Consider the following 13,190-nt stretch of genomic DNA (forward strand, 5'->3'; position numbering starts at 1 on the left):
CAGCCCGGGGTTAGCGAGGTGCGTCATGGAGACGGTCGCCATCAAGGCCCTGCAGACGGGGCACGTCGGGCTGAACGTGACCGACCTGGATCGGTCGCTGCCCTTCTACCAGCGCGTCTTCGGGTTCGAGGTACAGGCCGAGGGCAAGGAGACCGACCGCCGCTGGGCCTTCCTCGGACGGGACGGGAAGCTGGTGCTGACCCTGTGGCAGCAGAGCGACACCGCCTTCGCGACCCGCTCGGCGGGCCTGCACCACCTGTCGTTCCAGGTCGAGACGATCGACGAGGTGAAGGCCGCCGAACGAGTGCTGCGCGAACTGGGCGCCGAGTTCGCCCACGACGGCGTCGTCCCGCACGGCGAGGGCGTCTCGTCCGGCGGGATCTTCTTCACCGACCCCGACGGGACGCGCCTGGAGATCTACGCACCCACCGGCGCCGACACCGCCCCCGCGCCCAGCGGAGCCGCCCCGACCTGCGGCTTCTTCTAACCCTCACCCGTCGAAGGGAGGCCGCTGTGGCGGTCGACGTCTACCACGAAGGCGAACGAGCCGCCCAGCGGCGCGCCGGCCTGCTCGACCAGAGCGGGTTCTCCGGACGCGCCGTCCGCACGGAGATCCCCGAAATAGCGCGCAATTTCCTCCTGCAGCAGCCAATGGTCGTGGTCGGAGCCGCCGACGCCGCCGGAAAGATGTGGGCCACGCTGCTCACCGGCCGACCCGGCTTTCTACGCGCCGAGGACACCCGCACCGTCACCGTCGAGGCCGTCACCGGGCCCGACGACCCCTTGCACGACCGGCTCACCATGCCCGCCCCGGTCGGAATGCTCGCCATCGAACCGTCCCGGCACCGCCGGATGCGAATGAACGGACGAGCCGTCCCGACCGACAACGGACTTCACGTCAAGCTAGACCAGGTGTACTCGAACTGCCCCAAGTACATCCAGAAACGCGAACCCCGATGGGAACCGGCCACAAACCCAGGCCGACCGGAACGATCCGGCGCACTGACCGGCGACCAGCAACAATGGATCGCCGACACCGACACGTTCTTCATCGCCACATCCGACCGCGAAGGCAACGCCGACTCCTCCCACCGAGGCGGCAACCCGGGCTTCATGGAAGTGGTGTCACCGACCGCCCTGCGCTGGCCCGACTACATCGGCAACGCCATGTTCAACACACTGGGCAACCTGGAAGTCCAGCCCCGCGCCGGCCTCCTCCTCCCCGACTGGCAAACCGGCGCCCTCCTGCACCTGACCGGCACCGCCCGCACTGACTGGACCCCCGCCCACGCCGCCGAAGTACCAGGCGCCCAACGCCTGGTCGAGTTCACCATCACCGACGTCATCGAAGTCCCCGCCGCCGTCCCCCTGCGCTGGACCACCCCCGCCTACTCCCGCTTCAACCCACCCCTGAACGTCACGTGATTGGACGGGGAGCCTGCCGAGCCTGGCTATGAACGACGTCTTGCGCTTATGACGCTTCAGGAGGTCGTCCATGTAGCCGGCGAAACCGTCTTCGTCACCTGACCCGGCTTGAACGAAATCTCACATCGTCCGCAGGGCCTCACTACGCTGACCAGAGTGACATGCCTGAGCGATGCCGAACTGGACGCCCTGGTTGAGCACGCCAGCGTCGACGCTTACGACGAGCCCGAGCAACGCGCCGCCTTCCATTGCCTGCTGGAAGAGCATCTGACCGTGCCCTTCCAGACCACCGTCCTGGGCGTCGAGGTGACCGTCACGGAGATCGATGTTTCGCTTCCAACACCACGACCGGCGGGCGCCGAGTGGATCGACGCCTACCGGCACTGGGCCCGCTGACGACGAGTGAAGATGAGCACATACCAGTACTACGAGTTCCTGGCCGTCGACCAGCCCCTGGACGAGCGGCAGCAGGCCGAAGTCCGCGCCTTGTCCACGCGGGCACGGATCACCGCCACCAGTTTCACCAACGAATACCATTGGGGCGATTTCCGGGGCAGTTCGCGGACGATGATGCGGCGCTACTACGACGCCCACCTGTACGTCACCAGCTGGGGCACCCATCAGGTGATGCTCCGCCTTCCCCGCACGCTGCTCCCCGTCAAGGTCGCCGAACGGTACTGCATCGACCCCCACGTCACGGCCGAGGTTTCCGGCAAGCACGTCATCCTCGACCTGACCAGCGAGGACGAGGGCGGCGACTGGATCGAAGGCGCCGACGACTCCCTCTCGGCGATCATCGGAGTCCGCACCGAACTCGCCGCCGGAGACCTGCGCCCCCTCTACCTCGCCTGGCTCGCGGCCTACGGAACCTGGGAACGCGACGAGGACGCCTTCGACCAGGACGAGGACGACGAACTCGAACCACCGGTACCCGCCGGGCTGCGTTCCCTCACCGCCCCCCAGCGCGCTCTCGCCGACTTCCTCCGCCTCGACCCCGACCTCCTCCGGGTCGCCGCCCAGAAGAGCCCGCCCCTGTCCGACAACGAGGACGACCCCGACCGCCTCGCCAAGTGGATCGAAGAACTGCCGGCGAGGGACGGGAAGTCTCTCCTCCTCCGAGTCGCGCAAGGCCAGGGGCCCCAGGTCCAGATGGAGCTACTCCGCCGTTTCCGTGGCGAACCCGACGCTGCAAGAGACGACCGTCCCCGGCGCACGGTGGCCGAACTGCTGGACACCGCCGCCGCACTCCGCCACGAACGTGAACGCCAAGCCGAGGCGGCACGTGCGGAGCAGGAGGCCCGCCGCGAGCAACAACGCGCGGCGGCCCGCGAGAAGCGACTCGACGCCATCGCCCGCGACCCGGAAATCACCTGGGCACGGGTCGACGAACTGATCGATGCCCGCAAACCGTCCGACTACGACGTGGCCGTCGAGCTCCTCAAGGACCTACAGGTAATCGCCGACCGCGCCGGCCTCCTCAAGGAGTTCACCGAACGGTTCACGCTCCTGCACCGAAAGCACCACCGCAAACCCAGCCTCATCACCCGCTTCAACCGCGCCGCCCTACCCGTGCTCCCCCTCGTGACCACCACACCGTGAACACCGCCGCAGCCGGAGCGTAGCGAGCGCAGATCCAGGCCGTCACCGGCCACAGTTGGTGGTCCAGGAACTGATCGCCGCGGCGGTCGTCGCCTGCGTCGGCCTGCTGGCGACCCACGGGCTCTGGCTGGCCGCGGCGCTCCTGTCGGAGCGGAACCAGCGTTGGCGGTACGGGTGCACGAGCGAGGAGGACAAGGAGCTGCGCGAGCGGATCCTCACCTTCGACCCCTACACCGAGATGGCCCGGGTCCGCCGGGGCGTTTCGGACGCCCGCACCGCTGCGGGTGACGGAACGCGCGGTGCAGGCGAGGCGAAGCGCCGCGGAGACAAGGATGGCCGACGGCGGCCGTAGATACGGACCGGGACCGGTCTGTCCGATACCTGTCGGGCGTCATCTGCCCCCTCAGGTCCGCAGCGTGGCACGACTGTACGTCCGAGTTGCAGGCGCGGAGCAGAACTTGGGGGAGCAGGGCCAGTTCCGGACCTTGCTGATCTCTACGGGGCACTGAAACCCGATCCTCGACATCCAGAAGGTCGCCTACGAGGCGCATACGATCGACCTGCCCGAGCTTCGCAAGGCCCTGCGGTCCCTCATGACCAGCCCGGACATGCACCCCTTCTGGACCCGAAGCCGCCCACTCCCCGCGCCACCATCACCGAGGGCGATACCCGAGGTGGCTCAGCTCATGTCGTGCGCGTCGCGTACTGTGCGAGGACGGAGACGGAGCGTTACTCGATCGGAGGTTCGGTGATGCCTCGGCGTTCACGGCTTTCTCCGTGCGGCGATGTCGGGCCGGCCGATTGGGTGGCCGCGGGTGTCGGGCCGTTCGGATCCGGGGTGGGTGGTCTGGTGCCGCATGGTTTCGAGGCGTACGCCCGGATCCTGCACCCGGCCTACGCGGCCGACGGCAGCCTCGTGACGTGGGCGCAGGTAGCCGCATGGTCAGGGGGCGTGGTGCATCCGCGGGTACAGTTCCAGGCACTGGCCGGGCCGGTACCGCGTTCGAGCACCGCACGACCGTGGGTGGAGGAGCCCGACCCGGGATCGCTGGTTCCGGCGCTCTTGGCGGCACTATGCGACGTCCTCGCCAGGCACACCCGAACGGCTGATCACTGCTGGTTCTGCGTCTGGGACGGGTACTACGACCCGGCGCAGGAGGGGGCGACCGCCACGTTCACGGCGGACGCGGACCCGGATGAGGAGTGGGAGCCCGACGTCCTTCCGCCGGCGATCCCTCCAGAAATCGCCGAGGGCCCTCGAGTGGAGTTGCCGGAACGCGCATATCTCCTGCTCGAAGGCCCTCTTGACGCTGCCGGGGAACTCGCGATGCCGCTCCTTCCGCAGTCACCCAACCTGTTCTGGCCCGATGACCGGGCCTGGTGCGTCACGACGGAAACGGATCTGGACTCCACCTACCTCGGGGGCACCGCAGCGCTCATCGCCGAGATACTGGCGGATGATCGCTTGGAGGCCGTCCCGGTCGAGGTGGCCGACCCGGTGTGGGCGGACAGCGACGAGATCAACCGGTGAATCGCGTCAGCAGTGGATGGAGACCGTCGGGGTCTTCTTCCCGACGGTGACGACCCTGGGCGAGTATCCAGGGGGCGCGTAGAGGGTTGCGACCGCTTCGCCGTGGTACCTGCCGGTCCTGCAGACGAGCGCTGCGTTGCCCTTGGCCGTGCGGGCTCCGGTGCTGCCGAACGCCTTGATCTTGCTTCCGTGGTTGCTGAAGAGACCGACCTTCCCACGGATCATCCGGATCGGCTGTGTGCAGGTAACGCCAGTCCGGACGTTGACGGTGCCGTGCACGTGACCAGACTTGTGCGGGATGCCGCCGTGGGCACCGATAAACCGGATCTCGCAGTGGATGACCCTCCTGCCGTAGGCCTTGGAATGGGTCGAGAAGTCGACTTTGGACTTGTTCGGTACCGGAGGACGGGCAGGCGCCGCCGCCGCCTCTGCAGTCGCCGCGTTACCGATGACACCCATGACGACCACGGCACCCACGGCGGCCAGTTTCCGCCTCAACCCCGCCGTGGACCCCCGATGCTGCTGTCCCATGTGTTGCCTCCACGCAATTGTCGAGCCCAGACCCCCGTCCAGAAGTGCAATGCTTGCAGTGCACCTGAATTGCTGTCAATGAGTTTCGAGCAATCGCAGTCGCCTGTGATTCGGCATTTTTATGCATATGACTAACATCTACTTCAGCCGAAAACAAATATGTAACCCGAGGGCCCCTCGATGAGGCGCCGGCCGCTCGGCTACACCCGTGCCGTGACCCCCGGCGCGCCGACGCCCACCGTCGGGCTCCAGGGTGCCTCGGCAATCCGTGCCGACGCCCGCCTCAGCCCTGACCACGTATGCAGCGACCTGCAACGAGATCTGAACCCGCGACCTGTTTGTCCCGAACCGATGATCACGCAAATACCGGGATGTGTGATCAACGTCGTTTCACGGTAAAGTCCCAGGTAGATGGCCTGAATCGTTGTCAGTGAGTGATGGCTAGGGTCTCGCCGTCACTCATAGTCCGGGGTCAAACGAGGGTCAGATGATCAAGCCTGGGAGGTGAAGAGCCCATGGGGCAGACACGCAAGAGAGTGGGCAAGGACGGCAAGCCTCGCTACACGGCCTACTACGACGACATCCGGGGCCAGCGGAGATCGGCCGGAACCTACGCGAGCAAGAAGGAAGCAGAAAAAGCATGGCAACGCGCCGAAGTGAAGGTCTCTGAAGGAAGAACCGGAGAACCCGCACGCGGAAGGCAGCGCTTCAAAGACTACGTCGAGGAAACCTGGCTCCCGAACCACGAAATGGAGGCCAGCACCCGATCGGGGTACACCTACACCATCTACAAGCACATCATGCCGGAGTTCGGCCCCATGCGGATGGTTGACATCCTCCCCGAGCACGTCCGCGCCTGGATTGCCAAGCTCAAGAAGCAGGGCATGACGCCCGTGACCATCCGCTGCACCAAGATCATCCTCAGTGCCATCTTCACTACGGCGCTGGAGGACCAGGTCACGTTCCTCCACCCCTGCCGCGGAGTGAAGGCCCCGCCCGTCGTCCGCAAGCCGCTCAAAATCGTCACGCCCGAGCAGTTCGACGACATCTACCACGCGCTCCCCGAGGGAACCTTCCGTCTCCTCACCGAAACCGAGATCGAGAGCGGCCTCCGCTGGGGCGAACTCAGCGAGTTGCGTCCGAAGGACCTCGACCTCCGAACCCGCATCCTCACGGTCAGCCGTACGGTCGTGGAGCTCAACCCGAAGTTCCACCCGGACGGCGGCCACTTCCTCGTCAAGGACTACCCGAAGGACAAGGAGTTCCGTCGCTTCAAGCTCAGCGCCCAAATGGCCGAGAAGCTCGAAGACCACATCAGGACGGCGCGACTTACCCAGGACGACCTTCTCTTCCACATCCCGCCCCAAGACAAGCCCCGCGCTCGCATCACCGAGATCCCTGACCCGGCCACCCTCGGCCGCACCGAGCCCAACGACAAGGGCCGTACCTACAACCACGGCACCCTCAGCGCCTACACCGCCGGCAGATGCCGCTGCGACTACTGTCGCGGCGCCTTCGCCCTCTACCGAGCCGGCCGCCGCTCCAAAGGCAAGGACAATCCCCGCCCCCTCCGCACACGCATGACGGACGGCCACATCCCCAACGACTGGTTCCGCCGCAACATCTGGTACCCGGCCATCGCCGCCGCCGACCTTGACTTCAGACCGACCATGCGCGACCTACGCCACGCCCACGCCTCCTGGCTTCTCAACGGCGGCGCCGACCTCCAGATAGTCAAAGAACGCCTCGGCCACGCCTCCATCGCCACCACCGAGCGCTACCTGCACACCCTCCCAGACGCCGACGAAACCGCCCTAGAGGCGCTCGCCAGAACCCGAAGCAGGTCAGGTCCTCGATAGCCGCGACAGTCGCCTCAACCAAGGCAGAGTGCGTAGCACCGATCACGCGTGCTGTGCATCAATGCACTGACATGCCGATGAGTGTGGGTCCAATTCTCATGCGTACTCGCCCTGACGGGCGCTTCGCGGTGGGCCGAGCATCCTGCTTGTTCACGTCCATCGGAGTGGTGTATGGGGTCTGTGTGACCTTCCATCCGGTTTCTGCCCTGCTGGGCGAGTCTCCGTGACGTGAGACGGCCACCTCGCGATCCTTCTCGATGCGAATCAGGACGAAGGAGAGCGAAGTGGCCGCAGGTGACATTGTGCCGGTGACCGGCGAGTGGTTCGAGCAGACCTTGGAGTCGGCGTCGCCGGACCTGCTGCGGACGATGGTGCGTGAGATGGCGCAGCGGATGATGGACGCCGAGGTCGAGCAGGTCTGCGGGGCCGGCTACGGCGAGGTGTCCGACACCCGGGTCAACTCCCGCAACGGGTATCGGCGCCGGGAGTGGGACACCCGGGCCGGGACGGTCGAGCTGGCGGTGCCCCGGCTGCGGTCGGGGTCGTACTACCCCGAGTGGCTGCTGGAGCGGCGGCGCCGGGCCGAACGGGCGCTGGCCAGCGTGGTGGCGACCTCGTATCTGCTGGGCGTGTCGACACGGCGGGTGGAGAAGCTCGCCGAGCAGCTGGGCGTCACCAGGCTGTCGAAGTCGCAGGTGTCGGTGCTGGCCCGGGAGCTGGACGAGATGGTCGCCGACTTCCGTGACCGGCCGCTGGACGCCGGGCCCTACACCTTCGTGTGGATCGACGCCTTGACGCAGAAGGTCCGCGAGGGCGGCCGGACGGTGACGGTGCACGCGCTGATCGCCACCGGCGTGAACGCCGACGGGCACCGCGAGATCCTCGGTGTCGACGTGGTGTCGGGCGAGGACGGCGCGGGGTGGCTGGCGTTCCTGCGCGGCCTGGTGGCCCGCGGCCTGTCGGGGGTGAAGCTGGTGGTGTCGGACTGCCACGCCGGGCTGCGCGACGCGATCGCCTCCACGCTGCCCGGCGCGTCCTGGCAGCGCTGCCGGACCCACTACCACCGCAACTTGATCACGCGCGTCCCCAAGTCGGCGCAGCCGTGGGTGTCGACGCTGGTGCGCACCATCTTCGAGCAGCCCGACCGAGACGCGGTGTTCGCCCAGCACGCCCAGGTCGTGGACGCGCTGGAGGCCAAGTTCCCCGCCGCCGCCCAGCACCTGGACGACGCCCGCGAGGACATCCTGGCCTTCGCCGCCTTCCCCAAGGCCGTCTGGCGCCAGATCTGGTCCAACAACCCCCAGGAACGCCTCAACAAGGAGATCCGCCGCCGCACCGACGTAGTCGGCATCTTCCCCGACCGCACCGCCATCGTCCGCCTCGTCGGCGCCGTGCTGGCCGAGCAGAACGACGAATGGACCGAGCAACGCCGCTACATGGGCACCGAAATCCTGGCCGCCTGCCAGAAAGTCGGCACCGAAACCGACACCAATGATGCCGAAGTGACAATTGAGGCAATTGGTGCTTAACTAGTCAATAGATCGCGAGGTGGCCTTCTCATACACCACCTGCTTGGACGTGGCCATCTGCTTTACTGCCGAGGTGGAAGTCGTGATCAACTGTTAGTAACTTCCTCATCCAGTGATCTTCACCGCGTGCACCACTCGGCGGGACGCTCCACCGCTCGAAGCAGAAGGAGACCTGCGCCTAGACAAGGGCTGATACGTGGCCTCGTACGGATGCAGGCGGACGCCGGACCAAGCCGATGAATACCGAGGCGCGGGCGCCCGTCGACGGCTCGTCCAGGGCCTGCGGCACGAGTGGCACCGTCCCGTCACGGTGCCGCGCATTGGCATTCTGAACAGTCACTGCTTGCGTGGCGTCGCTCCCCATTTCTGGATGAAGGCTTTGCCGTTTAGGCTCCAGGTCGCCAACTGGCTGCTTATCTTGCTGAAGTCTTTGTGTCCGTTGTCGGCTGCGAGCGCGGCGGCGTACTTACTGACGGCCTCGCGGAGCTCAGCGAGCTTGGCAAAGGTAATCACTCGGGTCCCGGGCCGGGCAGAGGCTTGCTTGTGCAGCACGTGGGTATTGTGGAGCAGGACCGGCGTCGCGGTGCACGTATGGTCGTACTTCTCGGCGAACCAGTCCATCGAGTGCGACAACTGCTCGGCGTCGTGGCGCCAGATCGAGTCCGTCGTACCGCCGCTCTTACATTCTATGACCAGGTAGGCCAATTCACCCCTAGACCACAGCACGTCTGGGCCTTCTCCCGTGTCGCGCTCGGGGCGTTGAGCGCCGAACCCGAGGTGCAGTCCGAGGTCGTGCATGGCCTGCTCGAAGATCGGCACGCTGGCCGGGTCGGGGTCCGGCGTGATGGCTTCCAGAACCGCCGCGACACCGACGATGAGATCGTTGCCGTTGCTGTAGCGCGCGGTCAGGTACTCGGCAGCTTGGCGGGCCTGGTCGGCGGTGCTGCTCAGACGGTGGTACTCGACGCCGTCGCGGGGACGCAGCACCGCCTTGTTGTCTGTCTGCGCTGACTTCTGCATTTGCAGCGCGGCGGCCGGGTCGGTGAGGTGTAGGTAGCCGGCGGCACGCTGCTTGAGCCAGCCCTCGTACCGTCGGTCGCCTCGGGCGGCGTTGATCGCCTCGCGTATCTTGTCATGGGCTTCCCTATAGCGGCCGAGCTCGGCCAGCCGAAACCCTTCCCGTTCGGCTACGGCGATGTCCGATACGGTACTGGCGGCTGGGTAGGTGACACCGTCGAGGGCATCACGGCTGGCAGTGACCCACTCCGTGTCTCGGCCCAGGCACTGGTTGATCACGCTGCCGAGTTCGCTGAACGGCATGCCATGGAGCATGTCGGCGACCTGTTCAGACAGGTCGAGTTGAGCACGGGTGGCCGGGCTGAAACTGGTTGTGCCGCCAGCCTTGTGGAGACGCTGGGTGAGTCTCGGACCGAGCAGCAGGACCACACAGTAATCGTCGTTGGACCGTACCCCGCGACCCATCCCTTGTTCGATGCGCTGGATTTGACGAGTGATCATTGCGTCGCTCTCGTCCAGGGCCAGGGCTTCGATTCGGTCCAGTGCGCTGTATGCCTCAGGAAGCCCGTCGAGGGCAAGGATGCGGCATGCATCGCCGGGGAGGTCGATGCCGTCATACTTGTTGATCAGCACCACCAGGCCAACGTGCCCGTCCCGCAGGGCGCGGACCCCCTCGTGGATCGTGGTGCTGTCGTGCTCGGCAGAGGCGACGTCTCGCCAGAATGCGGCTCGGCGGCGTGATGGCACGATGACGACGACGTTGTGGCATTGAGCCTGCTCGACAAGGAAGTCACGTACCTCCTCGTCCGTAGTGCCGGGGTGGGTCTCCAGCGGAGTGAGGATCATGCGATCGCCGAGGTCGTCGGCGGTTTGGGGGGTGATAGGGGTCGCGATCGTGGCTGGAGCGGCGTCGAAGTGTGTGACTAGGACGCTGTCGTCGGCCAAGGTCGCGGTCATGAAAATTCGCCGCTTGGCGGCAGCGAGACTGGCTATTCGGTCGATCGGCGGGCACGGGGGTTTGATCTCGATCTCGCTGTAACTGATCGCCGCGTCGCACAAGTGCAGGACCTCATGGATGAGCGGCCACACGAACGTAAATGCATTGGTGCTCTTGCGGTGCGGATGCAAGGCATCGAGGACCCGCTCGCGGCGGTCTGCCCAGGTCCAGTAGGGGATGCGTAGTGCAACACCGGGCACGTCCTCCAGAAGGTCGCGGACCGCTGTGGGCGACTGGTCACGAAGCGTGTCATCGAACAGGTCGATTAGCTCGCTAAAGGCTTCGTGCCCGCGGGGGATGGTGAGGGTGAACTGCTCCTCCAGGGTCGCCAGACAGGCGTGCGTGTCGTCGACCAGCACGGAGCCCATCTCAATGCGTTGCCGGGTGTCACCAACGACGCCAAATACCGACAAGCCGTTGACCACCTTGTGGATGTAGGTGACGAGGATGGCTTTGCCGGACTGGAACCGTCCAGAGTGGGGATCGTCGGTGGTCTCCATCCCCAACGCGTCGGCCTCGGCCCGGACCTGATCGGCGAGATAGATATCAGGCGCGATGTAGATGGCCGGGCCAGCTCCTTCGTTGAGGCAGCTCTTGAGCATCATCAACCCGACCACCGTTTTGCCGCCACCGGTGTTCATCTTGACCAGTAGGTCGGACTCGGTGCGGCGGTCGTGCCAGCGGTCCCACACCTGGGTCTGTACGTCCCAGGGGCGGGCGTACTTCGGGTCACGTGCAGGCAGCGCGGCGAAGATTCGTCTCGGTTCGGTGGCTGTATCAACGACCGATCGCTTGTTCAACTTGCCAAAGTTGAGTCCCGCCATTGCCTGCCCCCAAATGATCAGCCATGTTGGCGCCCGGTCATCCTCGTCGCGATCGTCCCGGCGGCGTTTCGACCGAGCGATATCAACACGCTTGGGATGCCTCAGAGTTGAAGTTCGCAGCTCGGACGACCGGGTTCTCGGAGTTGCATCAGTACCCGTTGATGCTAGCGGTCGGGGGCTCGTGTCCATGTTGGAAGGAGCGGCAGGCCGGATGTGGCCTCGGGTACCCGCAATCGGCGGCACCGTGACATCGAAGCTGTTGGTGCTTAGTCTCGATCCACCGATGGTGAAATCGAGGTCGATCTTTCGGCCGTTTCGGGAGGACGGTCGAGTTATCGACCGCTCGCGGGTAGGGGTGATCGGCTGGTCTGTCCAGCTTTTCCACGTGTTCGGTTCCGGTCGGGCCCGCTCGGGCGGTGGATAGCGGCAGGTCAGATGCTGTCGGGTGGGGTGTGGAGGGTGGTGAGCAACTGCTGCCAGGTGTCGGCCCAGGGCCAGTTGCGGGGCAGGTGCAGGATCAGGCGGCGGGCCGAGCGTGCCAGCCGGGCGGGGAAGTTGACCAGGTGGGCGCGGATGGTGTCGGTGGTCGCGCGGGTGTGGAAGGCCGAGGCCAGCGCGCCGGCGGCGCGTAGCAGATTGAACGACATCGCCCACAACAGGGTCAGCCAGGCGGCGTTGGCGTTGAAGTGGCCGGAGGGCAGGTGGGCCAGCGGTACGGCCTTGCCGTCGGCGATGACCTGCTCGATCACGGCGTGGTGGCGGTGGTGCCGCTCGGCCTGCAGCGTCTGGAACGGGGTGTCGGTGAGGAACGGGTGGTAGCGCCAGGCGGGGAACAGTTCGCCCTGCTCCCCGACGGTGGCGGGTTTGGCCAGGTCACGGACACGCCGCACGATCAGCCGGGCGGTGACCTGCTCGCTCTTCCTGCGTTCGGTGAAGGCGGTGTAGGCACTGATCTCGGCGACCTGGGCGTCGAAGATGAGTTCGCCGGTGTCGGGATCGAGCACACCGGTGGGGTAGCGGATCTGCCGCCCCGCATCCTCGTCGATGGCGGCGATGGCCCGCTTGATGGACGGGTTCATGCCGGTGGTGATCGAGAAGCAGGTGTCGGTGCGGCGGCAGGCGGCCACCACATCGGCGTTGTAGAACTGCGAATCGGTGCGCAGCACCCGAAGCCCGGTGGCGGCGGCCTGGGTCGCGGTGGCCAGTGTCTCGGCGACGAAGCGTTCGGCGCCGCGGGCGTCGGCGGCCTTGCCCCGGCGCAGCCGCACCCCGGCGATGACCGGGCGGGCGATCGGGGTGCAGATCGTGGCCAGCAGCGGATGCAGAGTGCGCACACCCTTGAATCGCCCGATCTGCGTGCCCTGCTTGGCCCGGCCGAACACCTGCTTGTGGGTGGAGTCGACGTCGATGAAGGCGACCTGATCGGCGCCGGGCAGCAGCGGCGCCCGCCTACTCAGTTCGCTCAGAAACCGGCGGTGCACCGCGTGCAGCTGCAGGACGTGGCCGTGGGTGAACGACCGCAGGAACATACCCAGCGTAGAAGGAGCACGGAGCTGCTCGAACGCGACCGGCATCGCCGCGTGCCGCAGCCTGTCGGCGTCATCGATGCTGTCGGCCCCGGCGCACATCGCCGCGACCAGCGACATCACCTTCGCCGCCGGATTGGCGCCGCCGCCATTGCCCGAACCGGTGATCCGCACCGCGGTATCGACCAGGTCGGGCAGACCGGCCCGCTCCGCGAGCCGGACCACCGGTACCAGGCCCGCATCGGCGATTAGGTTGTCCTCGTCGAACACCGAAGAGACCGCCGCGGCGGCATGAGATGATTGCACTTACGGGATGCCTCGCTGATCGTGCGTGATGAAGCCTTCGACAAGC

Annotated in this window: 11 protein-coding genes; 8 read left to right on the forward strand and 3 right to left on the reverse strand. The window is 66.4% G+C overall.

Annotated elements, in window-relative coordinates; translation table 11 throughout:
* The first annotated feature begins 25 nt into the window (after positions 1-25).
* The 6 genes from AL2_RS01495 (at position 26) to AL2_RS01520 (ending at position 4,555) form a co-directional block, all read left to right on the forward strand.
* Positions 26-487, forward strand: a complete 462-nt coding sequence (locus AL2_RS01495) for a VOC family protein (protein ID WP_067628366.1) — start codon at positions 26-28, stop codon at positions 485-487.
* Positions 488-513: 26 nt separating this feature from the next.
* Positions 514-1,425, forward strand: coding sequence for a pyridoxamine 5'-phosphate oxidase family protein (locus AL2_RS01500; protein ID WP_067628368.1), 912 nt, complete (start codon positions 514-516; stop codon positions 1,423-1,425).
* 156 nt (positions 1,426-1,581) lie between these two features.
* Entirely contained in the window at positions 1,582-1,821 is a 240-nt protein-coding gene (locus AL2_RS01505) for a hypothetical protein (protein ID WP_067628369.1), read from the forward strand.
* Between the two features lie 12 nt (positions 1,822-1,833).
* A complete protein-coding gene (locus tag AL2_RS01510; RefSeq protein WP_067630033.1) occupies positions 1,834-3,024 on the forward strand; it encodes a hypothetical protein in 1,191 nt (396 codons plus the stop codon).
* Between the two features lie 55 nt (positions 3,025-3,079).
* Positions 3,080-3,376 carry a hypothetical protein gene (locus AL2_RS01515; protein WP_067628370.1) on the forward strand — a complete coding sequence of 99 codons (297 nt, stop codon included), beginning with the start codon at positions 3,080-3,082 and terminating at the stop codon, positions 3,374-3,376.
* Between the two features lie 486 nt (positions 3,377-3,862).
* The gene (locus AL2_RS01520) at positions 3,863-4,555 is read left to right on the forward strand and encodes a hypothetical protein (RefSeq protein ID WP_210747741.1); all 693 of its coding nucleotides are present in this window, start codon (positions 3,863-3,865) and stop codon (positions 4,553-4,555) included.
* Between the two features lie 6 nt (positions 4,556-4,561).
* Here AL2_RS01520 and AL2_RS01525 read toward each other — a convergent pair whose 3' ends face one another.
* Complete coding sequence (locus AL2_RS01525) at positions 4,562-5,086, reverse strand: hypothetical protein (protein WP_067628373.1); 525 nt, start codon at positions 5,084-5,086, stop codon at positions 4,562-4,564.
* A 515-nt stretch (positions 5,087-5,601) separates the two neighbouring features.
* Here AL2_RS01525 and AL2_RS01530 point away from each other — a divergent pair.
* Both AL2_RS01530 and AL2_RS01535 read left to right on the forward strand, forming a co-directional pair.
* Positions 5,602-6,945: a tyrosine-type recombinase/integrase gene (locus AL2_RS01530; RefSeq protein ID WP_067628375.1), complete on the forward strand. Its 1,344-nt coding sequence runs from the start codon at positions 5,602-5,604 to the stop codon at positions 6,943-6,945.
* A gap of 257 nt (positions 6,946-7,202) precedes the next feature.
* Positions 7,203-8,474, forward strand: a complete 1,272-nt coding sequence (locus AL2_RS01535; protein ID WP_439951352.1) for an IS256 family transposase — start codon at positions 7,203-7,205, stop codon at positions 8,472-8,474.
* Positions 8,475-8,810: 336 nt separating this feature from the next.
* On the opposite strand, the gene AL2_RS01540 is transcribed toward AL2_RS01535, so the two are convergent.
* Together AL2_RS01540 and AL2_RS01545 are read right to left on the reverse strand one after the other, a co-directional pair.
* Positions 8,811-11,312 (reverse strand): DEAD/DEAH box helicase, encoded by a 2,502-nt coding sequence (locus AL2_RS01540; RefSeq protein WP_067628379.1) that lies wholly within the window; start codon positions 11,310-11,312, stop codon positions 8,811-8,813.
* A gap of 431 nt (positions 11,313-11,743) precedes the next feature.
* Positions 11,744-13,144 (reverse strand): IS1380 family transposase, encoded by a 1,401-nt coding sequence (locus tag AL2_RS01545; RefSeq protein ID WP_067628383.1) that lies wholly within the window; start codon positions 13,142-13,144, stop codon positions 11,744-11,746.
* Between the last annotated feature and the right edge of the window lie 46 nt (positions 13,145-13,190).

This window comes from Actinomadura latina NBRC 106108, from assembly GCF_001552195.1.
GTDB lineage: Bacteria > Actinomycetota > Actinomycetes > Streptosporangiales > Streptosporangiaceae > Spirillospora > Spirillospora latina.